We start from the raw sequence: 21,729 nt of genomic DNA on the forward strand, positions 1-21,729 counted from the left end.
GGGGAGCTCGATGATCGGCATCCTGACGAGATGACCGTTCCGAACGTCGTCCGAGAACACCCAGACCCGGCCGCGGCACGTCGCCAGCAGCGCATGGTCGAGCGTGGGGCGCTGGTCGTGATCGGCTACGGGGCGTTCGCCGTCCAGGCCGAGTGGGACGTGGCGACCGAGTGGGAGCGGCACATCGCTCGGACGAGGGCAGCGCACGAGCGAGCACCCGGGACCGCGGTGTCCCACGCATCCGCTGTCGTGCTCCACCGTCTGCCGTGGATCCTGCCCGTGCCCGACCGGGTGACGCTGACCGATCCCCGCCGGACGACGACGCAGCGGACCCGGCACGTCGACAAGGTGCCGGGTGCCGGCCGTCGGGTGCGCACCGCGGTCGTCGACGGACTGGTCGTCACCGACGTCCCCGAGACGGCGATCGACGTCCTCCTGCGGTACGACCGTGGCCGTGCGCTCGCGGTCGCGGACGCGGCCGTCCGTCGGGGCGTGGAGCAGTCGGACCTCCAGGAGATGCTCACGCGACGGCTCCCGGTCCGCGCGCACCGACGCGCGCGACAGGTGCTCGGGCTCGCGTCCGGGCTGTCCGAGTCGGCGGGGGAGAGCGTCACGCACCTGGTCATGCACGACGTCGGCTGCCCGCCGCCAGTCCAGCAGCAGGTGTTCCAGGACGCTACCGGTCTGATCGGCCGGGTCGACTTCTGGCTGCCTGACGAGGGCTTCGTCGTCGAGTTCGACGGGCTCGCGAAGTACCGCGATCCCGATCTGCGCGGCGGGCGTTCCGCGGACGAGATCGTCATCGCGGAGAAGCTCCGCGAGGACCGCCTCCGAGCGCTCCCGGAGGTGCGCGGCGTCATCCGCCCGGTCTGGCGTGACGTCGTTCCGGGAGGACGTTTCCCCGCGATGCTGGCCGATGCCGGCGTCCCGGTGCGTCGTGGGCTCCGCGTGACGCCAGAGTGGTGAGCGCGACGAACCACGAAAGCGACGTCGAACCGGGGTCGGGCCGTGGTTCGACGTCGCTTTCGTGGTTCGAAGCGGCGCGGCGCGCTACGCGAGCTCGAGCAGCACGTGGCCGGACGAGATCGTCTGGCCGACGGGGGCGTTCAGGCCGGTCACGACCCCGTCGCGCGGGGCCTGGACGGGCTGCTCCATCTTCATGGCCTCGAGGACGACCAGCAGGTCGCCCTTCACGACGGTGTCGCCCTCGGCGACCGCGAGCTTCACGACGGTTGCCTGCATCGGGGACGTCACCGAACCCGAGGACACGAGCCCGCCCTTCACACCGGACGACCGGCGCTTCGGGGGAGCGGAGGGACCGGCCGGACGCCGACCGGCGGCACCGGCAGCGCCACCGCCGACGATCGAGGGCATGGTGACCTCGATGCGCTTGCCCTGGACCTCGACGACGACGCTCTCGCGGGCGGCCGGTGCGGGGAGCTCCTCGGGGGAACCGCTCCAGGCCGGGACGTCGTTCTGGAAGTCCGTCTCGATCCACTGCGTGTACACGCTGAACGGCGTCTCGTCGTCCGTCGCGAACGCCGGGTCCGACACGACCGCACGGTGGAAGGGCAGCACGGTCGGCAGTCCGGTGACCTCGAACTCGGCCAGGGCGCGGCGCGACCGCTCGAGTGCCTCTTCGCGGGTGGCGCCGGTGACGACGAGCTTCGCGAGCATGGAGTCGAACGAGCCGGAGACGACGTCGCCGGAGACCACACCGGAGTCGACGCGGACGCCGGGGCCCGACGGTGCGGTGAACGCGTGCACCGGACCGGGTGCCGGGAAGAAGTTCCGTCCCGGGTCCTCGCCGTTGATGCGGAACTCGAACGAGTGACCGCGCGGGGTGGGGTCCTCGTAGTCGAGCGTGCCGCCCTCGGCGATCCGGAACTGCTCGCGGACGAGGTCGATGCCCGTGACCTCCTCGGAGACGCAGTGCTCGACCTGCAGGCGGGTGTTCACCTCGAGGAACGAGACCGTGCCGTCCGCGCCGATGAGGAACTCGCACGTGCCGGCGCCGACGTAGCCCACCTCGCGCAGGATCGCCTTCGACGACTCGTACAGGCGCGTCTGCTGCTCGGGCGTCAGGTACGGCGCCGGGGCCTCCTCGACGAGCTTCTGGTGCCGACGCTGCAGCGAGCAGTCGCGCGTGGAGACGATGACGACGTTGCCGTGCTCGTCGGCCAGGCACTGGGTCTCGACGTGGCGCGGCTTGTCGAGGTACTTCTCGACGAAGCACTCACCGCGACCGAACGCGGCGATGGCCTCGCGCGTCGCCGATTCGAACTGCGAGGCGACCTCGTCGCGCGTGCGTGCGACCTTCAGGCCACGGCCGCCGCCGCCGAAGGCCGCCTTGATGGCGACCGGCAGACCGACCTCGTCCGCGAACGCGATGACCTCGGCAGCGTCCGCGACGGGCTCGATGGTGCCCGGCGCGAGCGGCGCGCCGACCTTCTCGGCCACGTGGCGCGCGGAGACCTTGTCCCCGAGCTGCTCGATCGACTCCGGCGAGGGGCCGATCCAGGTGAGCCCGGCGTCGATGACGGCACGGGCGAAGTCGGCGTTCTCTGCGAGGAACCCGTAGCCGGGGTGCACGGCGTCGGCGCCGGACCGGCGGGCCACCGAGATGATCTTGTCGATCACGAGGTAGGTGTCCGCGCTCGTGGTGCCGTTCAGCGCGTAGGCCTCGTCGGCGAGGCGGGCGTGGAGGGCGTCGCGGTCCTGGTCGGCGTACACCGCGACCGAGGCCTTGCCAGCGTCGCGGGCCGCGCGGATGATGCGGACGGCGATCTCGCCGCGGTTCGCGATGAGGACCTTGCTGATACGGGGCATGGTACGTCAGCGTATTCGTGCAGCGGCGGCCGGTTTTGACCGGCACGTACAAAGAAACAGCGTCCAGCAGTGTGGATGTCTACAGCGCCCACAGATCGTGCCAGGCGACGCCGAAGCCACGGAGCAGCATCGACCGCAGGACCGGCAGCGACAGCCCGACCACGGCCGACGGTGCTCCGTCGATGCGCGTGATGTACGCCGCGGCCCGTCCGTCGATCGTGAAGGCGCCCGCGACCTCGAGGGGCTCGCCCGTCGCGACGTACGCGTCGATCTCCTCGATCGACACGTCCTCGGCGAAGGTCAGCACGGCGCTGTCCACGGCGACGACGTGGTCGCCGGCGGTGACCAGCGTGGACCCGCCCGGCGCGACGTCACCGAGGTGACCCGCGATGCCCAGCGGCCCGCCGTCTGCCGCGTCCACGTGTCGGACGGGAGGCACGGTGCCGGTCCCCTCCGCGCCTCCAGGCCGGTCCCCGGTCGCGTCCGGGGCCGTGTCGAGACCGCAGTCGAGGCGCCGGTCCACGACGCAGTGGCCGCTCCACAGGGTGCCGCCGCCCGCGGCGAGCATCTGCCGCCACCGCTCCTTCGCGACCTCCGGGTCGTGGGGCTTGCCGTGCAGGACGCCGTCCACCTCGAAGGCGGAGTCGCCGCCGAACACGAAGCCGTCCACGGCGGACCCGGCGACGCGGGCGTCCGCGACGGCGTCCGCCTTGGCGACCGCGAGGAGCCCGACGAGCTCCGGACCGGTGAGCTCCCGGCCGAGCGCGGCCCGCGCGGCGACGACGGCGGCGTCCTCGTCCACGCCCGGCGCGACGAGCACCGGCTCGATGCCGGTCTGCGCCAGGAGCGCACGGCGGGCGGGGGAGGTACTCGCGAGGTACAGACGCATGGGAACATCGAACCATGGGTGAATCCGTCGGAACGCTGCTCGAACTCGACGTCACCGGGATCGCCCACGGCGGCATCTCGGTGGCACGGCACGAGGGGCGTGTGGTCTTCGTCTCGGACGCGGTGCCGGGCGAGCGCGTCGTCGCGCGCGTGACCGAGGACCGCAAGAAGTCGTTCTGGCGTGCCGACACCGTGTCCGTCCTGTCGCCGAGCGAGCACCGGGTCGACCACGTCTGGCCCGAGGCCGCCCTCGACCGCGACCCCGCCGTGCGCGCCGGCGGTGCGGAGTTCGGGCACATCGCCCTGCCGAACCAGCGCACCCTCAAGCACGACGTCCTGGTCGACGCCTTCGCGCGGTTCGCCCGAACGGACCTCACCGAGGTGCTCGGACACGACGTCATGGTCGAGGCCGCCCCCGGCGACGAGGAGTCGAACGGCCTCGGCTGGCGCACGCGCGTCCGGCTGCACGTCGACGAGGACGGCACGGCGGGCCCGTTCGCCTCGCGCTCCCACACGGTGGTGCCGGTGGCCTCGCTCCCGCTCGCCTCCGCGCGCGTGCAGGAGAGTGCGCCGCTCGGGCGCGGTGCGATGCCGGGCGCGTCGGTCGTCGACGTCCTCGCGCCGAGCGGCGCCGAGGGGGCCCGGCTCGTCATCGACGAGCAGAAGCCCACCGTCGTGACCGAGCTCGTGGGGGAGCGTTCGTTCACCGTCGACGACAACGGCTTCTGGCAGGTCCACCGCCAGGCGCCGGCCGTGCTCACCGCGGCCGTGCAGGACCTGGTCGACCGTGACCGGCTCGACCCGGAGGGGCAGCACCTCGACCTCTACGGCGGCGTCGGACTGCTCGCGGCGGCACTCGGCGACGTCGTCGGCCCGAAGGCCCGCATCACGAGCGTCGAGAGCGCGGCCCGGGCCACCGAGCACGCGCAGGAGAACCTGGCGGAGTGGATCGGCGCGCGTGCCGAGACCGGCCGCGTGGACCGCTGGCTCGCCCGGACGGCCGCCGACGCGTCCCGACCGGAGCTGCAGCGCTTCCGTGCCGGCACCGTCGTGCTCGACCCGCCGCGGTCCGGCGCGGGCCGCGAGGTCGTCGTGCAGGTCGCCGCGCTCCAGCCCGCGCAGGTCGTCTACGTCGCCTGCGACCCGGTCGCCCTGGCGCGCGACGTCGCGACCTTCGCCGACCTCGGGTACCGGCTCGAGGCGCTGCGTGCGTTCGACCTGTTCCCGCACACCCACCACCTCGAGGCGGTCGCGCGGCTGGTCCCGATCGCCTGACCCCGGGTCCGCAGTGTGACGCGGTGTCCCACAACTCGGAGCCTGGGTCCGACCTGGGTATCCTTGGTCGGTGATCGCTCCCGGCGACAGGGGCCGGGCGCGCATCGGAACGAGAGGTCACCGTGGCAGCAGACACGAACACCAGCAGCGGGACGACCGGACTGGCCACCAGGCCCGTCCGCGTCGCGATCGTCGACGACCACGAGTCCGTGCGGCTCGGCATCCAGGCGGCGTGCCAGAACGAGGGGTTCGAGGTGGTGCTCACCGCCGCGAGCGTGCCCGAGTACGTGGCCCAGCTCGGCGGGCGTGAGGTCGACGTCGTCGTGCTCGACCTGTCGCTCGGCGACGGCTCGACCGTGACCGCGAACGTCAAGGGTGTGCAGGGCACCGGCTCCGCGGTGCTCGTCCACTCGATCGCCGACCGCGTCGCGAGCGTGCGCGAGGCACTGGCCGCAGGGGCGGCCGGCGTCATCCCCAAGTCGTCCGCGACCAAGACCGTGATGGCGGCCGTGGCGACCGTCGCCCGCGGCGACGTGCTCAACAACCTCGAGTGGGCGAGCGCCATCGACGCCGACCGCGACTTCGCCAAGGCGCAGCTCGGACGCCGCGAGCGCGAGATCCTGCACCTCTACGCCTCCGGGCTGCCGCTCAAGCTCGCGGCGCAGCAGCTCGGCATCGGGTACTCGACGGCGCGCGAGTACCTCGACCGCATCCGTGTGAAGTACGTCGAGGTGGGGCGTCCGGCGCCGACGAAGGTCGACCTGCTGCGCCGCGCGGTCGAGGACGGCATCCTGCCCGGGCTCGACTCGGGCATCGACCCCGACGCCGACGGCCGCTGACCCCGATGGCCACCACGGCCGGACCGGCACGGTCGGCAGGTGTCCCGGCCGGGGCGCCCGACGGGTCGGGCTCCGCGACGGACGACGTCGCGCCGACCGAGGCGGCACCGTTCGGCGTCGACCCGCTGCGCGGTGTGCGACCCGCGCTGACGCAGGCATCGGTCGAACGACTCTTCGCGATCCTCATCGCGGTCGCCGCGGTCGGGTACGGCGCGGTCTACGCGCCCGCCGTCGTGCGGCAGCTGCCGTGGCTCGATCCCGTGTGGGGCCCGGTCGCCGCGGCGGTCCTCGGCGCGTCGTTCGTGGCGGTCGGGGTGTCCGCGTTCGCGCAGCGGTTCGCGCAGGTCGCCCAGATCGTGTGCGCGCTGCTGTTCCTCGTCGTGCTCGTCACGTGGCCGCTCACCGTCCGCGAGCCGATCCCGGACAGTCAGTACCCCTGGCCGTGGTGGTTCCTCACCGTGGGGTCGACGGCGGCGGCGATGGGCTTCGCACCGTGGCGCGCGACCGTCTACACCGCGCTCGTGCCCGCCGTCTACGTCGTCGTGCGCCTCACGCCGCTCGGTGGCGACGCCGGGGCCAGCGCGGTGCTCCAGGGCGTGTACTCGGCGATCCTCAGCGGAGCGGTCCTCGTCATCGCCGTGCTCCTCCGTCGGGCCGCCGCTGCGGTGGACGCCGCACAGGCCACCGCGGTGCGGCGCTACTCGCTCGCGATCCGCGAGCACGCGACCGAGGTCGAGCGCGTGCAGGTCGACGCGATCGTCCACGACAGCGTCCTGACCACGCTGCTCTCGGCGGCACGCGCGGACACACCCGAGGCGAAGGCCCTCGCCGCCCGCATGGCGCGCAACGCCATCGACCACCTCGGCGCCGCTGCAGCCGACCTGCCGGGGGAGGCCCCGCCCGTGACGGTGCACGACCTCCGCGTCCGCATCACCGACGCCGTCGGAGCGCTCGCCGCTCCCGTCCGGCTGCGGGACGCCCCGGTCGGCGGGCTGCGCATGCCGGCGACGATCGCGGACGCGCTCGCATCCGCGGCGTTGCAGGCGTGCGTCAACAGCGTGCAGCACGCCGGCGGGGCAGGGGTCGAGCGGTGGGTCCGTGTCGAGCAGCGTGGTGGCGCCGTGCACGTCGAGGTCGGTGACGACGGCGCCGGGTTCGACCTCGCTGCCGTCCCTGCCGCGCGGCTCGGCGTCCGCCGCTCGATCATCGAGCGGGTGCAGGCCGTGGGCGGCACGGCGGTGGTCGCGAGCAACCCCGGGGCGGGTACGCGGGTCCGCCTCGAGTGGCACCCGGAGGTGTCCGCATGAGGGTGTCCCTGCCGGCGAGGATCGCCATCGGGCTCGCCGCGCTGTTCTCCGTCTTCCACCTCGTACTGGGCGTGGCGTCGTTCCCGTTCGTCCGTGACGTCGGTCCGGTGCTCACGTGCATGGCGCTCTACGCCGCCGCGAGTGCCGTCGCGATCTTCCTGCCCGGTCGGACCCTCCCGGTCTGGGCGGCGTGCTTCTCGCTCGCCACCGCGCTGGTCATGCCGGTCATCGCCGCCCCGGTCGTCGACCTGACGGTGAAGGACGACTCGATCACCTGGTGGGTCGCCGCGGTCGGCACGCTCATGGTCGTGCTCGTCGTGCGGGGCCGACGCGCCTTCGCGTGGGTCGGCGTCGGCTTCGTCACGGTCTTCGGTGTGGTCTGGGCAGGACCGGGTGCCTTCGGGGCGCTCGGACTGGTCGGCAACCTGACGTGGGTCGCCGTCGCCACCGGCTTCGCCGTCGCGATGGACCGGGCGACCCGCACCACGCGCGACTTCATCCGTGCCGAGCAGGAGACCGCCGACTGGCAGGCCGCGCAGGACGCCCACGTGTTCGAGCGGCAGTTCCGCCTGAGCCAGACCACCCGGATGGCGCTGCCGATGCTGCAGCAGGTGATCGATCGGGGTGGGGACCTGACCGACGCCGAGCGGGCCGAGTGCCTGCACCTCGAGCAGGCGATCCGCGACGAGATCCGCGGACGGTCGCTGCTGTCCGACGACGTCCGTGACGAGGTCATGCGCCTGCGGCGACGGGGGGCCACGGTACAGCTGCACGACGACGGTGGCCTCGACGACCTGGAGATCGACGAGCTCCGCCGGGTGCACGCCGAGATCGCCGGTGCGCTGCGCCGAGCCCGCGAGGCGGACAACGTGATCGTCCGGACGGTGGCCGAGGGGTCGGAGGCGGCGGTCACCATCGTCGGGCTGCGACTGGACACCGCGGCGAGCGAGTCCGCGGCGCTCGGCGTCGGATCGGACGACGACGGCGACGAGGACGACTCGGTGGTGCTCTGGACCGAGATCCCGCGCCGCGCGACGGTCTGAGGCGGCACCGGCGGCCGCCGTCCAGCGTGACGCGCGCGCAAGGCCACCCGGGAACGGGGAACGGGCCGGTCCCGAGGGGCCGGCCCGTTCACGACCCGAGCCTGAGCGACAACCCGAATGTCGCCCTGGCTCGCAGCTGGTCGGAGGCGTCGTACCCTAGTCGGCCACCGACCAACGATGTTCTTCTGGGAAGGACACCGAACACAGACAACTATGCCCGCTGCCCGAAGCCGTGTCAGTCGTCATTATGGGGGACAAGCCACGCCCTCCCGGTGGTTCCGCGGTCGAGGTGTCCCCCGTCCGAGGGGAGACCGACCGGGAAGTGCACCCCGCAACCCGAGTTCGACGACCGGGTCGCGCGGTGCGACAGGGGTACATCGTGCCGCCGGTACCCCCGGACGCGCAAGACCCCCGCCGGGGAACGGCGGGGGTCCGTTGAGGGACGTGCGGCGTGCGGCTCGCAGCCCGTCGGTCAGCGCAACGAGCGGGCCCAGGCGCCGGAGCCGTGCTCGAGCGGCCGGCGGAGGCCGCGGGCGGACGCGTCCCACCCGGCACGTGGTGACTCGGTGACCTCGGCGCGACCGGTGGCGGCGACCTCGTCGGCCTGCCGCTGGAGCACGGCGACGACGGCCGCCAGCTCCTCCGGCGAGGGGTCGCCCGCGACGACCCGGACGTCGGCGCCGACCGGGCCGTCCGCCGCGGCCGGCACCGCGGCGTCCGCCGGGAGGTGTGCTGCGTGTCGTCCCATCAGAGCGGGATGTTCCCGTGCTTCTTCGGCGGCAGCGACGCGCGCTTCCCGCGCAGCGCCCGCAGCGCCTTGATCACCGAGACCCGGGTCGCGTGCGGCTGGATGATGCCGTCGAGCTCGCCACGCTCGGCCGCCAGGTACGGCGACGCCACGTTGTAGGTGTACTCGTTCGCGAGCCTGGTGCGCACCGCGGCGACGTCCTCGCCCGCCTCCTCCGCGCGCTTGATCTCGGCCCGGTACAGGATGTTGACCGCACCCTGGCCGCCCATCACCGCGATCTCGGCCGTCGGCCACGCCAGGTTGATGTCCGCACCGAGCTGCTTCGAGCCCATCACGATGTACGCGCCGCCGTAGGCCTTCCGCGTGATGACGGTGACGAGCGGGACGGTCGCCTCGGCGTACGCGTACAGCAGCTTCGCGCCGCGCCGGATCACGCCGGTCCACTCCTGGTCGGTGCCGGGCAGGTAGCCGGGGACGTCGACGAGGGTCAGGATCGGGATGCCGAACGCGTCGCAGAACCGCACGAAGCGGGCCGCCTTCTCGCCGGCGTCGATGTTCAGCGTCCCGGCCATCGCCTGCGGCTGGTTCGCGATGATGCCGACGGTGCGGCCCTCGACGCGGCCGAAGCCGACCATGATGTTCGGGGCGAAGAGCGGCTGGACCTCGAGGAACTCACCGTCGTCGACGATGTGCTCGACGATCGTCGTGACGTCGTACGGCTGGTTCGTCGAGTCGGGGATGACGACGTCGAGCTCGTGGTCGGCGTCGGTCGTCTCGAGTTCCGGGGCGACGTCGTAGGCCGGCGGGTCGGACAGGTTGTTGTCCGGCAGGAAGCCGACGAGGGAGCGCGCGTAGTCGAGCGCGTCGGTCTCGTCCTCGGCCAGGTAGTGCGCGACGCCCGAGACGGCGTTGTGCGTCTGTGCGCCGCCGAGCTCCTCGAAGCCGACGTCCTCGCCGGTGACGGTCTTGATGACGTCCGGACCGGTGACGAACATGTGGCTCGTCTTGTCCACCATGATGACGAAGTCGGTGAGCGCGGGGGAGTACACCGCACCACCGGCTGCCGGCCCCATCACGATGGAGATCTGCGGGATGACCCCGGAGGCCTGGGTGTTCAGGCGGAAGATCTCGCCGTACTTGCCCAGGGCGACGACGCCCTCCTGGATCCGGGCGCCGCCGGAGTCGAGGATGCCGATGATCGGCACACCCGTCTTCAGCGCGTGCTGCATCACCTTGACGATCTTCTCGCCGGCGACCTCGCCGAGGGAGCCACCGAAGACGGTGAAGTCCTGCGCGTAGACCGCGACGTTGCGGCCGTGGATCGTGCCGACGCCGGTCACGACGGCGTCGCCGTAGGGGCGCTTGGCGTCCATGCCGAACGACGTCGTGCGGTGGCGCACGAACTCGTCGAACTCGACGAACGAGTTCTCGTCGAGGAGCTGCTCGATGCGCTCGCGGGCGGTGCCCTTGCCCTTCGCGTGCTGCTTCGCGATGGCGGCCTCGCCCGCGGCGGTCACGGCCTCGTGGTAGCGGTCGCGCAGGTCCGCGAGGCGACCGGCCGTGGTCGAGAGGTCGGGGGTGTCTCCTGTGGTCACCCGCTCACCCTACCGGCGGCCACGGCGGGGCCGGTTGGAGGACCCCCACGGTTCCTGCCCGTAGATTTGCGTGCATGTCCACACCCGTCCCGCCGGTCCTGCCGCGTGCCCGTGCCGTCGTCGAGGCCGCCGGTGGGGTGTTCGACGCCGTCGGGCGCACCGGCTCCACGAACGCCGACCTGCTGGACGTCGCTCCCGGTCGGGCGCACGGCAGCGCCGTGGTCACGCTCGACCAGACGGCGGGGCGCGGGCGGCTCGACCGGTCGTGGAGCGCGCCGACCGGGCAGACGCTCGCGGTGAGCCTGCTCGTCCGCGCCGACCTGGCCGACCGCGACCGCGGGTGGCTGCCCCTGGTCGCCGGCGCCGCGATGCGCGACGCGGTGTCCGCCGTGCTGGGCGACGTCGACGCGGCGACCAGGGCCTCCCGTCCGGCCGCCGACGCCGACGACGCGACGCCCGTGCCGGAGCCGCGTGTCCTGGTGAAGTGGCCGAACGACGTGCTCGTCGACGGACGCAAGGTGTGCGGCATCCTCTGCCAGGTCGCCGCCGACGGCAGCGTCGTCGTCGGCGCCGGCGTGAACCTGACGATCCCGGAGGACGCCCTGCCGACGCCCACCGCGACGTCGTTGGCGGTCGCCGGTGCGACCGGTGACGCCGACGGCCTGGCGGACGCGGTGCTGTCCACCTGGACGACGGCCGTCCTGGAGGCGGTGCGTGCGCTGGTGGACGGGGGTGCGGCCGCCGGAGCCGTCCGGTCACACGTCCGCGCAGCGTGCGGCACGATCGGTCGCCGGGTCCGTCTGGAACTGCCCGACGGCACCGTCGACGAGGTCGACGCCACCGGCATCGACGACGACGGTCGCATCACGATCCGGGATCGGGACGGCCGAACCAGGGGCGTCGCGGTGGGGGACCTCACCCACCTGCGCTATGCATGACGGCATGACCGCCGAGCCGCCGCCCGAACGCGTGGTCGCGCGGCTGCGGCCGCACGCGCGCCGACTCGTCCGTCCGGCCGTCTTCGTCGTGGTCGTCGCACTGGCAGGGGGCTTCGGCTTCGGCGTGTTCCGCGCACACCTCGCGTGGTTGAACGCGGTCGTCGCCGGACTGACGGTCCTGCTCGTCGTCCTCGGCGGCCTCGTCCCGCTGCTGCGGTGGATGTCCGAGCGGTACGTGGTGACGACCCGGCGGCTCGTGGTGGTCCGTGGTCTCGGCACCCGGACCCGTCGCGAGCTCCTGCACTCCCGCGGGTACGACGTCACGGTGCGGCGCCGCGGCCTGCAGGGGGTGTGGCGGTCCGGTGACGTGCTCGTCTTCCCCGGCGAGGACACGCCCGTGGTGCTCGCCGACGTCCCGCACGCCGACCTCGTGGTGGCCGTGCTGCACGACCTGGTCGAGGCGCACGAGGCCCGCCGACGGCACCGCGAGCCGGACTGGGACGAGATCGTCGGGGGACCCTCGCGACCCGCCTGGGGCGACCCCGGTCGGTGAGGTGCCGAGCGCCCGGAGTGGGAGTCTTCCTCGTTACCCGGTAGCGTCGTCCCGTGCGTATCTCCGTCATCGGCTGCGGGTACCTCGGTGCCGTGCACGCCGCTTCCATGGCCAAGCTCGGACACGAGGTCGTCGCGGTCGACGTCGACCCGACCAAGATCGAGCGTCTCGCCGCCGGCGAGGCCCCCTTCTTCGAGCCCGGGCTGCCCGAGATCCTGACCGAGGCCCTGGCGTCCGGTCGCATCCGCTTCACCACCGACATGGCCGAGGTCGCCGGGTCCGCCGTGCACTTCCTCGCGGTCGGCACCCCGCAGGGTCCCACCGGTGCCGCGGACATGCGGTACGTCGACGCCGCGGTCGCCTCGCTCACGCCGCACCTGTCGGCCGGTGCGTTCGTCGTGGGCAAGTCGACCGTCCCGGTCGGCACCGCCGCGCGCCTGGCCGCCGAGGTCGAGGCGGCGGTCCCCGGTGCGACCCTGGTGTGGAACCCGGAGTTCCTGCGCGAGGGCTTCGCCGTGCAGGACACCATCTCGCCCGACCGTTTCGTCTACGGCGTCCCGGAGGGCGAGGCCGGCGAGCGTGCCGTCGCGGCCCTCGACGAGGTGTACGCGCAGGCGCTCGCCGCGGGGACGCCCCGCCTCGTGGTGAACCTGCCCACGGCGGAGCTCGTGAAGATCAGCGCGAACGCGTTCCTCGCGACGAAGATCTCGTTCATCAACTCGATGGCCGAGATCGCCGAGGTCGCCGGCGCCGACGTCACGGCGCTCGCCGACGCGATCGGGCACGACGACCGGATCGGTCGGAAGTTCCTCAACGCCGGTCTCGGCTTCGGCGGCGGCTGCCTGCCGAAGGACATCCGCGCGTTCCAGGCCCGCGCCGACGAGCTGGGCGTGGGGGAGTCCCTCGCCTTCCTGGCCGACGTGGACGCCACCAACCTCCGTCGACGCGCGCACGCGGTCGACCTCGCCACGGAGATGCTCGGTGGGACGGTCACCGGGAAGCGCGTCGCCGTGCTGGGCCTGGCATTCAAGCCGAACTCGGACGACGTCCGCGACTCCCCGGCGCTCGACATCGCGGCACGCCTGCACGAGCTCGGCGCGTCGGTGGCGGCGTACGACCCGGAGGCGATCGAGACCGCCCGTCGGCTGCACCCGGAGCTCGAGTACGTCGGATCGCCGACCGAGGCGGTCACCGGCGCGGACATCGTGCTCGTGCTGACCGAGTGGTCGGTGTTCCGTGCGCTCGACGCGGACGAGGTCGCCTCGCTCGTCGCGTCGCCGGTCGTGGTCGACGGTCGGAACTGCCTCGACCGCGAGGCCTGGACCGCCGCCGGCTTCACCTACCGGGGCATGGGCCGCTAGCGGTCCGACCCCGCTGACGACGGGCGGCCGTTCCCCTGACCGGGAGCGGCCGTCGGTCGTCTCCGGACGGGCGGACCCGGCCGGGAGCGTTCAGCCCCGGAGCGGGGTGCGGCGCTCGACGGCCGCGCGGAGGACGTCCCGGTAGCGGGAGCCGATGCGCTCGGTCGCGTACTCGGCCGCAGCGGCGGTCGCTCCGGCCTGGTGGCGCTCCCGGGCGTCGGCGTCCGTGAGCGCTCGCTCGAGGGCGGCGCGCAGCGCGTCGACGTCGCCGGGCTCCACGAGCAGGCCCGAGACGTCGTCGCGGACGACGTCCCGGATGCCGGGGAGGTCGCTGGCAACGATCGCCGCGCCGACCGCCGCCGCCTCGAGGAGCGTCACCGGGAGCCCTTCCTGGTCCCCGTTCGCGGCCGGTACGGACGGCAGGGCCACGACGGTGGCGGACGCCAGGGTGGCGAGCACCTCGTGCTTGCCGCGCTGCCCGACGAAGGTGACCGGCAGCCCCGCGGCCTGTCGTTCGAGGCGCTCGCGCCACGGGCCGTCGCCGACGACGGTCAGCGACCAGTCGACGCCCTCGAGACCGCGGAGTGCCTCGACGAGGTTCCCGAAGCCCTTCTTCTCCACCAGCCGGCCGACGGCCACCACGTGCCCGGGTCGCCGGACGGTGGTCTCCCTGGCCGCGATCGCGGGCGCGAGGTCGACCCCCATCGGGACGACGCTCGACCGCGCCGGGTCGACACCCCACTCCGTCAGGCGGGCCCGCATCTCGTCGTTGACGGTGGTGACGTGCGCCGAACGCCCGAACACCCAGCGCTTCAGCCGGACCAGCGGCGCGGCGCGGAGCGCGTAGACGTCGCCGCCGTGCGTCGTGACGACGAGGGGCACCCCGGGTGCCGCCAGTGCCGCGACGAGCCCCTGGGGGATCGCCCAGTGCGCGTGGATCACGTCGGGACGTGCGGCGCGGACGGCTCGACGCACCGCGAGGAACTGTGCCGCGAGGAGTGCCGGGACCTGGAGCAGACGCTTCCGGTCGGCCTTGAGGTTGTCCAGGATCGCGCCGTCGGCCAGGTCCTCGAAGCGCCGCGGGAAGTAGGCGAACCGACGCACCCGGACGCCGTCGATCGTCTCCGAGCGGGCGGCGCCGGCGACCCGCGGTGTCAGTACCGCGGTGTCGAACTCGACCGCCTCCTGCCGAGCCAGGTCCAGCACGAAGGCGGGGACGCCGTCGTCCGGGTGGGCGGGGAAGGTGGACGCGAGCACGAGCAGGCGGGGCCGGGCAGACCCGGCGGGGCGGGTCATGCGTCCGACGGCCGGAGCGTGCCCGCCTCGAGCTCGCGGACGAGTTCGTCCGGCGACGAGAGGTCCATCTGTCGCGTGTTGACGTAGAGCAGCCGGTCGAACTGCCGCAGCAGCGTGACGAGGACCCGGTGCTCCCGCTCGAGCATCGGAGCCAGCCGCGGGTCGCGCTCCAGGATCGACGCCAGGCTGTCGTTGAGGTCCGCCGACGCGGCGATGCCGTCGGCGAGCTCGTCGACGTTCTCGTCGGTGATCCGGACGGACTCGACGCCGGGTCCGGTCTTCCGCAGGAAGCCGATCGCCGTGTACGGCACCGAGTCCGCGAACACCTCGCCCGGGTAGAGCTCGTCCGCGTGGATCCGGGTCGAGATGAGGAACTCGCGGCGCAGGAGGCGTTCGAGGAACCACCGGATGACGTTCTTCGTGTAGACCGCCGACGAGTACTTCAACGGCACCTTCGCGCCGACGAGGTTCTGCACGTTGTACGTGAAGATGTGGAGCGGGCGCGGGTACGGGTGCACCACACCGCGGCGCAGGTCGACGAACTGCAGGTCGTCCCCGAGGAGCTTGTACCCGGCGGCCATCAGGGACATGCTGAGCGTCGTCTTGCCGGTCCCGCCGTACGCGGGGAGCAGGAACCCCTTCGTGTCGGACGCGACACCGCCGGCGTGCATGAGCAGGACGTCGCGCTCGAGGAGCTTCGCGTAGATGATCGGCTCGAGGACCTGGGCCTGCAGGTAGACGCCGATGGCGTTCATGTAGACCCGGTCGAGCCAGTGGCTGCGGAACCAGATCGTCACGTGGTCGGTGTCCAGGCCCCGGATGACGTACGAGAACCTGAAGAGCCCCTTGAAGCGCTCGGTGCCACGGACGTCACCGGGCTCACGGCTCGGTGCGCGGTCGGCGATGCGGACGTCCACCGTGAGCGGTGCGGCGGGGGCGTCGGCACTCGGCCGGGCGATGCGCGCGTACTCGTTGTCGAAGTAGCGTCGCCATCCCCGGTGCTCGGTCTGGAGGTTGACGTCGAGAATGCCGTAGAAGCTGTAGGTGGTGGCCATCCCGCTGGATGTTACTGCAGGGCCCTGCCCCGGACGAACCGGACCCCGAGAGCACGTCACCTAGACTGGGGCGTCATCGTGGAGGGTGTTGTGGAACAGACAGGTGCAGGACGGCGCGCTCGGGCGAAGCGGATCCTGACGCGGGCCGTGCCGATCGTCTTCTACGTCGCCCTCGCCGTCTTCGTGTTCCTCTACGTCCGGAGCGTGGACTGGGCGCAGCTGGCCGGCGTCGAGTGGAACTGGTGGTGGGTCGCACTCGCAACGGCCATCAGCCTCGGTTTCCGGTACTGGGGCGTCGGCATCTGGTTCTTCCTCCTCCGCAGGCTCGGCGCCCGCGACCTGCGTGGCAGCGGTACGACGCTCACGTTCGTGTACGCGAAGTCGTGGATGGGGCGGTACATCCCGGGCGCTGCGACCTGGATCGTCGGCAAGGTCTACTTCGCCTCGCGGCACGGCGTGTCGAAGGCGCGTCTGGGTGTCAGTGGACTGCTCGAGGGCGCGTTGCAGATCGCGGCGACCCTGGCGCTCGCCCTGGTCCTCCTGCTGGTCGACCCCAGGACGCACTCCCTCGACGTCTGGCTCGTGGTCCTCATGGTGGTGGCGTTCGTGGGATGCGTCGTCTGCCTCGTCCCGCGGGTGTTCTTCGGGTTGATCCAGCTCGCACTGCGGATCCTCCGACGCCGACCGCTCGACGACGACGTCAGGCCGGCGCTCGGCACGGTGGTGGTCGGCGCCGGGCTGTACGTCCTCGGCGCCGTGATCTCCGGGACCGCCTACTACTTCATCGCACTCGCGGTGTACCCGGCGCTGCGGGTCCAGGACGCCGCGTTCGTGATCGGCGCGGCGAGCATGGCGTCCGCGATCAGCATGCTCGCCGTCTTCGCTCCCGGCGGACTCGGCGTCCGCGAGGGCGTCCAGGGGCTCCTGCTCGCGATCGTGATGCCGGGCCCGGTCGCCCTGGTCGTCGTCGTCGTCACACGCATCTGGAGCCTCGCGGTGGACGCGCTGTTCCTGCTGACCGCAGCGATCCCGACCTGGTTCGGCTCCGGCCGACGGAAGGTCGTCGCCGTGGGTCCCGACGCGGAGGCACCCGAACAGGTCTGACGGACCGGCACGGCACCGCACTGCACCCGGGCGACAGGGCGGGCCGGACCGGCGGTCGGGTCACACGTCGGCCCCGCGGGTCGCGTGCGGCCGATTGGCGGGTCAGGTCGTGGCACCGCCGACGTCGGGGGACGACGCGGCGAGGTACCTCTGCCGGCTGATCGCGAGGACGGTCACGACGACGCCGACCGCGACGCACGCGACGACGATGCCGACGACGACGGGCGGCACCGGCGCGAAGGTGCGGAAGCGCTCGGACCCGGCCGCCGTCGGCAGGAGCTCGGCCGCGTTCCAGAACCAGTTGCCGACGACCACGAGCCCGTACGCACCGACAGCGGGGAGGCCGACCGCGAGACCGGTGACGAGGGCGCGCCCGTGGACCCGCCGTGCGAGCCGTCGCCACGCGACCGCGCTCAGGGCGACGAGGCAGAGCAGTGCGGGGAAGTAGTACCGTCCCTGCGTCGCTGCGACCTCGGTCGTCGTGAGGTACCCGCGGGCGCTCGTCGCCGTCTGCACGACCACGAGGAGCGCGGGGAACACCGCGAGGACGACGGCCGGACGTCGGAGCGGACCCGCTCGGAAGGCGAAGAGCGCGACGACCGCCACGGTGGCGACCGTGAGGAGTGCGGTCAGGAGGTCACCGATGCTCACCTGGGCACGCATGCCGGGGCTGCCCCAGAACGTCCTGGTGAGCGTCCCCCAGCTGACGTCGAGGAAGTGGAGGACGGACGGCCCCTCGCCGGGCGGGAAGTCCTGCGGGCCCCGGATCGCGGAGTAGCCGTTCGGCTGGACCCGACCGTAGGCCACGAGGTTGTGCAGCCACCACCAGGACCCGAGCGCCGCGCAGATCACGAGCGGTACCGCGGCGCGGACCACACGCGTCCGGAGCGTGGCAGCGCCGGCTCCTCCGACGAACGCGGCGAGTCCGACGAAGGGCACCGCGGGCAGACCGGTGCCCTTCGTCCAGACCAGCAGGCTGAGCACGAGGCCGAGCGACACGAGCGTCCGCAAGCGCACGTCCCCGGTGAGCACCCGTGTCACGATCCAGACCACGACCCCGGAGAGCAGCAGGACCGGCGCGTCGTTGGACACGGAGGATGCGATGGACGCGAGCTGTGGCGTGGCGAAGAGTGCCAGAGCGCCCACCAGCCCGGCCCGGGGAGACCGCGTCAACCGTCGGACGGTGGCCCAGGCCAGCACCGCGAGCGGCGCGACGACTGCGGCGTCGACCAGGCGCAGCACGAGGAGGGCCTGGTCCCAGCGCAGGTCGCCGTAGTCCACCGCACGCAGGACGAGCGCGTACGCCGCGTAGGCCGTGGGCGGGTGCTGGGTCATCTGGTTGACGGTCCCCGAGGCCCCGGGCGCTCCCGCCGACAGCTCGGAGAAGGTCGACCGTTCGTCGTGCGGGACTCCGTCCTGCTGTGCCACCGCGGCCTGCACGGCGTTCAGCACACGCAGGTCTCCGGGATCGACCCACGGTTCGCCCAGTGCGAGGTGCACGGCGGCGTCGACGTGTGCTGTCTCGTCCGGGGCCTGGAAGGCGGGGACCACCATCGCCCAGACGCCGAGCCAGAGTGCGAAGGCGGTCGTGACGACCGCCACCGCGACCAGCTCGCGGCGGGACACGGGCGGGACGGCCCCGTCGGTCACTGCTCGGCGTTCCGTTCCGGTCGACACCGGTCGATCCTACGGGGCGGTGCGTCAGCCCTGGTACGGACGGCCCACCTCGGGAGCACCGGGGACCACCGGCGCGTCCTCACGGTCCTGCGCCTCGGCTCCGCGACGGTCGGCGCTCTCGCGCTCGACCCGGTCCGGGTGGTAGACCCAGACCTTGTACAGCCAGAACCGGAACGCCGTCCCGAGTGCCAGGCCGATGACGTTGCCGGAGATGTTGTCCGCGAGGGCGGACGTGAAGTGCAGCACGTAGTGCGACACGGCGAGGCAGCCGAGTGAGATGACCATGCCGCCGAGGGACACGACGACGAACTCGAGCCCTTCCTTCGCCGCGACGGAACGACGCTGGTGACGGAAGGTCCAGTACCGGTTGCCGACCCAGTTGACGAGGATCGCGACCACCGTCGAGACCACCTTCGCCCAGAACGGGCCGGAGTGGACCTCGTCGGGGGAGAGGACCGTCGCCCGCAGCAGGTTGAACACCGAGAAGTCGACGAGGAACCCGAAGGCTCCGACGATGCCGAACCGGGCGAGCTGGGCGATGAGGCGCCGCACGTGGCCTCCAGGATTCCGTAGTCTTGCGGATGCCGGCGGGAACGCCGGCGCCGGGCGGATCGACGATCGGCCTCGCAGGATTGTAGTCGAGTGGACCCTGGCGTGAGCCTGGGGTCGTGGAGGGTTTGAGCATGGTGTTGCGGGTCGGGGTCGTCGGTGGCGGACAACTTGCGCGCATGATGGTGCCCGCGGCGATCGAGCTGGGCCTCGACATCCGGGTCCTCGCTGAGGGACCGGGCATGTCCGCTGCGATCGCGGCGTCAGCGGAGGGCGACTACCACGACGCCGCCACCGTCCTGGCGTTCGCGCGGGACGTCGACGTCGTCACCTTCGACCACGAGCACGTGCCGCAGGAGGTGCTCCGTCGCCTCGTGGACGCCGGGGTGGCCGTCCACCCCGGACCTGCTGCGCTCGGTGTCGCCCAGGACAAGATCACGATGCGCACCCGGCTGTCCGAGCTCGGGTTGCCCGTCCCCGACTGGGCTGCGGTCCGCGACCAGACCGAGCTGGCCCGGTTCCTGGCCGCCCACGGCGGACGTGCGGTCGTGAAGACGGCGCGTGGTGGCTACGACGGCAAGGGCGTCCGGGTCGTGCGGGACGCGGGGGAGGCCGACGACTGGTTCACGGCGCTGGCCGAGACGGGCACCGACGAGGCACTGCTGGTGGAGGAGCTCGTGCCGTTCACGCGTGAACTCGCGCAGTCCGTGGCGCGACGCCCCTCCGGGGAGGTCGTCGCGTGGCCGCTCGTCGAGACGGTGCAGCGCGACGGCGTGTGCGCCGAGGTCATCGCTCCCGCTCCGCGGTCCGCCGGGCGGCTCGCGGACGCAGCGGAGAGCACCGCCGTCCGCATCGCCGAGGAGCTCGACGTGACCGGGGTCCTGGCCGTGGAGCTGTTCCAGACCGACGATGAGCGGATCCTCATCAACGAGCTGGCCATGCGCCCGCACAACACGGGGCACTGGACCATCGACGGCGCCACGACGAGCCAGTTCGAACAGCACCTCCGCGCGGTCCTCGACCTGCCGCTCGGTGCCACCGGCGCCCTCGCCCCGGTGTCCGTCATGGTCAACGTGCTCGGCGGTCCGCTCGACGGGGACCTGGCGGCCCGGTACCCCGCCGCGTTGGACGCGTTCCCCGAGGCGAAGTACCACTTCTACGGCAAGGCGCCCCGACCGGGACGGAAGATCGGTCACGTCACGGTGACCGGCGAGGACGTCGACGACGTGGTCTACCGCGCACGCGCAGCAGCCGCGCACTTCGACGACTGACCCGCTGGACGGACCGCAGCGGGTGCACGTTCGGCCGTGCCCTCGACCCCGGGCGGAAGGCCCCGCGGGCTAGGCTCGACGCGTGACCGACACCACCGCTCCTGCACCGCTCGTCTCGATCATCATGGGGTCCGATTCGGACTGGCCGACGATGCGCGCTGCTGCCGACGTCCTCACCGAACTCGGGATCACGTTCGAGGCAGACGTCGTCTCCGCACACCGGACGCCGGACAAGATGGCGCGGTTCGCCCGGGGCGCGGCAGAGCGAGGGGTGCGTGTGGTGATCGCCGGTGCCGGCGGCGCGGCACACCTGCCCGGCATGGTGGCGTCGATGACCACCCTGCCCGTCATCGGCGTCCCCGTGCAGCTGGCGCGGTTGGACGGGCTGGACTCCCTGCTGTCCATCGTGCAGATGCCGGCCGGCATCCCGGTCGCGACGATGGCGATCAACGGCGCTGCCAACGCCGGGCTCTTCGCTGCACGGATCCTCGGGAGCTCGGACGCCGACGTCGCGCAGCGGCTCGCCGAGCACGCCGGTGCGCTCGAGGAGATGGTGGAACGGAAGGCCGCGGCGCTCCGCGCCCAGCTCTGACGGCCTCGTCGTCGCTGTCGACGTCGCGTCGGCCCGCGGGAGCGCCGGGGAGGCCGCCCCGACTCAGGCGGCCGCGGTCCCGGTCCGCGCGTCGACCGTGACGGAGCGTTCGGCGCCTCCGACGGTGACGACCGCGTTCCAGACGGGCGCCGTGTCGGACCCCTCCAGGACGACGGACCGGAGCGTGCTGCCGGGCACCGCGGCGGTCGCCGACGCCGCCGCCGCAGCTGCGTCGACCTCGGCTGCGGCGGACCGGGCTGCGTCGGCCGCTGCCGTCGCCGCGTCCACGTCGCGGGGGAACGGGCCGGAGGTCACACGGCCCAGGGTCGCGGAGACCACCGACTGGGTCCGGGAGCCGTCGGGGCCCGCGACCACGACGGTCCACTCGTCACCTGACCCGGCGAGCGAGACGACCGTTCCTCCGCCGGCTGCGGCGACGCCCTGGGCCGAGACCGCGGCGAAGTCGACGGAGTCCGGCTGCTCCACGCCGCTGCCGTTGCCCGTACCGGGTCCGGTGCCGTCGTCCACGCCGCCGGACGGGCCGGGGGACGGGACGTCCGACGGTGAGGATCCGGAGGACGGGGGAACGGTCGTCGGTGCGCTCCCGGTCGGTGCCGGAGTGGCCGAGCGGCTCGGGGACGCCGAGGCCGTCCGCTCGGGCCCGTCGCCACCGGAGCACCCTGCGAGCACGACGGCGGCGGTGACGGCGAGGACGACGGAGGCGGCGGTGACGGGGAGTCGACGGGACATGCGATCGATCCTCGCAGGTCACACGCGGAGCCGACGCGGCGACACGGGCGCCGCAGCGC

20 protein-coding genes are annotated in these 21,729 nt (G+C 72.8%); 11 read left to right on the forward strand and 9 right to left on the reverse strand.

Going from position 1 to position 21,729, the window contains the following annotated elements; genetic code table 11:
* Positions 1 to 30 precede the first annotated feature (30 nt).
* Positions 31 to 966, forward strand: coding sequence for a hypothetical protein (locus tag ACH0A8_RS03065; protein ID WP_251155532.1), 936 nt, complete (start codon positions 31 to 33; stop codon positions 964 to 966).
* An 84-nt stretch (positions 967 to 1,050) separates the two neighbouring features.
* On the opposite strand, the gene ACH0A8_RS03070 is transcribed toward ACH0A8_RS03065, so the two are convergent.
* Positions 1,051 to 2,829: a biotin carboxylase N-terminal domain-containing protein gene (locus tag ACH0A8_RS03070; RefSeq protein WP_271825316.1), complete on the reverse strand. Its 1,779-nt coding sequence runs from the start codon at positions 2,827 to 2,829 to the stop codon at positions 1,051 to 1,053.
* A 79-nt stretch (positions 2,830 to 2,908) separates the two neighbouring features.
* Complete coding sequence (locus ACH0A8_RS03075; protein ID WP_406906448.1) at positions 2,909 to 3,718, reverse strand: Maf family protein; 810 nt, start codon at positions 3,716 to 3,718, stop codon at positions 2,909 to 2,911.
* 14 nt (positions 3,719 to 3,732) lie between these two features.
* Here ACH0A8_RS03075 and ACH0A8_RS03080 point away from each other — a divergent pair, with 14 nt between their 5' ends.
* From ACH0A8_RS03080 to ACH0A8_RS03095, 4 genes are all read left to right on the forward strand, one after another.
* On the forward strand, positions 3,733 to 4,992 hold the full coding sequence (locus tag ACH0A8_RS03080; RefSeq protein ID WP_406906450.1) for a class I SAM-dependent RNA methyltransferase: 1,260 nt from the start codon (positions 3,733 to 3,735) through the stop codon (positions 4,990 to 4,992).
* A gap of 122 nt (positions 4,993 to 5,114) precedes the next feature.
* Positions 5,115 to 5,831, forward strand: a complete 717-nt coding sequence (locus tag ACH0A8_RS03085) for a response regulator transcription factor (protein ID WP_251155536.1) — start codon at positions 5,115 to 5,117, stop codon at positions 5,829 to 5,831.
* 5 nt (positions 5,832 to 5,836) lie between these two features.
* On the forward strand, positions 5,837 to 7,138 hold the full coding sequence (locus ACH0A8_RS03090) for a sensor histidine kinase (RefSeq protein ID WP_406906452.1): 1,302 nt from the start codon (positions 5,837 to 5,839) through the stop codon (positions 7,136 to 7,138).
* Positions 7,135 to 8,181, forward strand: coding sequence for a hypothetical protein (locus tag ACH0A8_RS03095; protein WP_144411329.1), 1,047 nt, complete (start codon positions 7,135 to 7,137; stop codon positions 8,179 to 8,181). The genes ACH0A8_RS03090 and ACH0A8_RS03095 overlap by 4 nt, the downstream gene beginning before the upstream one ends.
* Positions 8,182 to 8,653: 472 nt before the next feature.
* Here the strand turns inward: ACH0A8_RS03095 and ACH0A8_RS03100 are convergent, their stop codons facing one another.
* Together ACH0A8_RS03100 and ACH0A8_RS03105 are read right to left on the reverse strand one after the other, a co-directional pair.
* A complete protein-coding gene (locus ACH0A8_RS03100; RefSeq protein WP_271825324.1) occupies positions 8,654 to 8,929 on the reverse strand; it encodes an acyl-CoA carboxylase subunit epsilon in 276 nt (91 codons plus the stop codon).
* A complete protein-coding gene (locus ACH0A8_RS03105; RefSeq protein WP_066655068.1) occupies positions 8,929 to 10,524 on the reverse strand; it encodes an acyl-CoA carboxylase subunit beta in 1,596 nt (531 codons plus the stop codon). Before ACH0A8_RS03105 ends, ACH0A8_RS03100 begins: the two co-directional genes overlap by 1 nt.
* Positions 10,525 to 10,598: 74 nt before the next feature.
* On the opposite strand from ACH0A8_RS03105, the gene ACH0A8_RS03110 reads away from it, so the two are divergent.
* The 3 genes from ACH0A8_RS03110 to ACH0A8_RS03120 are packed head-to-tail and all read left to right on the forward strand — an operon-like array spanning position 10,599 to position 13,376.
* Complete coding sequence (locus ACH0A8_RS03110) at positions 10,599 to 11,462, forward strand: biotin--[acetyl-CoA-carboxylase] ligase (protein ID WP_066655066.1); 864 nt, start codon at positions 10,599 to 10,601, stop codon at positions 11,460 to 11,462.
* A 4-nt stretch (positions 11,463 to 11,466) separates the two neighbouring features.
* Complete coding sequence (locus ACH0A8_RS03115) at positions 11,467 to 12,015, forward strand: PH domain-containing protein (RefSeq protein ID WP_066655064.1); 549 nt, start codon at positions 11,467 to 11,469, stop codon at positions 12,013 to 12,015.
* A 53-nt stretch (positions 12,016 to 12,068) separates the two neighbouring features.
* Entirely contained in the window at positions 12,069 to 13,376 is a 1,308-nt protein-coding gene (locus ACH0A8_RS03120; RefSeq protein ID WP_251159528.1) for a UDP-glucose/GDP-mannose dehydrogenase family protein, read from the forward strand.
* Positions 13,377 to 13,466: 90 nt separating this feature from the next.
* Here the strand turns inward: ACH0A8_RS03120 and ACH0A8_RS03125 are convergent, their stop codons facing one another.
* Together ACH0A8_RS03125 and ACH0A8_RS03130 are read right to left on the reverse strand one after the other, a co-directional pair.
* Complete coding sequence (locus ACH0A8_RS03125; RefSeq protein ID WP_406906456.1) at positions 13,467 to 14,672, reverse strand: glycosyltransferase; 1,206 nt, start codon at positions 14,670 to 14,672, stop codon at positions 13,467 to 13,469.
* The gene (locus tag ACH0A8_RS03130; RefSeq protein WP_209685159.1) at positions 14,669 to 15,727 is read right to left on the reverse strand and encodes a hypothetical protein; all 1,059 of its coding nucleotides are present in this window, start codon (positions 15,725 to 15,727) and stop codon (positions 14,669 to 14,671) included. Before ACH0A8_RS03130 ends, ACH0A8_RS03125 begins: the two co-directional genes overlap by 4 nt.
* A gap of 147 nt (positions 15,728 to 15,874) precedes the next feature.
* Between ACH0A8_RS03130 and ACH0A8_RS03135 the strand changes: the two genes are divergently transcribed.
* Entirely contained in the window at positions 15,875 to 16,831 is a 957-nt protein-coding gene (locus ACH0A8_RS03135; protein WP_406906459.1) for a lysylphosphatidylglycerol synthase domain-containing protein, read from the forward strand.
* 102 nt (positions 16,832 to 16,933) lie between these two features.
* Here ACH0A8_RS03135 and ACH0A8_RS03140 read toward each other — a convergent pair whose 3' ends face one another.
* Positions 16,934 to 18,508 carry a DUF2142 domain-containing protein gene (locus ACH0A8_RS03140; protein ID WP_209685163.1) on the reverse strand — a complete coding sequence of 525 codons (1,575 nt, stop codon included), beginning with the start codon at positions 18,506 to 18,508 and terminating at the stop codon, positions 16,934 to 16,936.
* A 24-nt stretch (positions 18,509 to 18,532) separates the two neighbouring features.
* Positions 18,533 to 19,060 (reverse strand): GtrA family protein, encoded by a 528-nt coding sequence (locus ACH0A8_RS03145; protein WP_209685165.1) that lies wholly within the window; start codon positions 19,058 to 19,060, stop codon positions 18,533 to 18,535.
* 131 nt (positions 19,061 to 19,191) lie between these two features.
* Here ACH0A8_RS03145 and ACH0A8_RS03150 point away from each other — a divergent pair, with 131 nt between their 5' ends.
* Positions 19,192 to 20,328 carry a 5-(carboxyamino)imidazole ribonucleotide synthase gene (locus ACH0A8_RS03150; RefSeq protein ID WP_251155545.1) on the forward strand — a complete coding sequence of 379 codons (1,137 nt, stop codon included), beginning with the start codon at positions 19,192 to 19,194 and terminating at the stop codon, positions 20,326 to 20,328.
* 124 nt (positions 20,329 to 20,452) lie between these two features.
* Complete coding sequence (gene purE / locus ACH0A8_RS03155) at positions 20,453 to 20,920, forward strand: 5-(carboxyamino)imidazole ribonucleotide mutase (RefSeq protein WP_209685282.1); 468 nt, start codon at positions 20,453 to 20,455, stop codon at positions 20,918 to 20,920.
* Positions 20,921 to 20,983: 63 nt separating this feature from the next.
* Here the strand turns inward: purE and ACH0A8_RS03160 are convergent, their stop codons facing one another.
* Positions 20,984 to 21,670: a hypothetical protein gene (locus ACH0A8_RS03160; RefSeq protein WP_251155547.1), complete on the reverse strand. Its 687-nt coding sequence runs from the start codon at positions 21,668 to 21,670 to the stop codon at positions 20,984 to 20,986.
* Between the last annotated feature and the right edge of the window lie 59 nt (positions 21,671 to 21,729).

This window comes from Curtobacterium sp. 179-B 9B NHS (genome assembly GCF_045370965.1).
Classification (GTDB): Bacteria; Actinomycetota; Actinomycetes; order Actinomycetales; family Microbacteriaceae; genus Curtobacterium.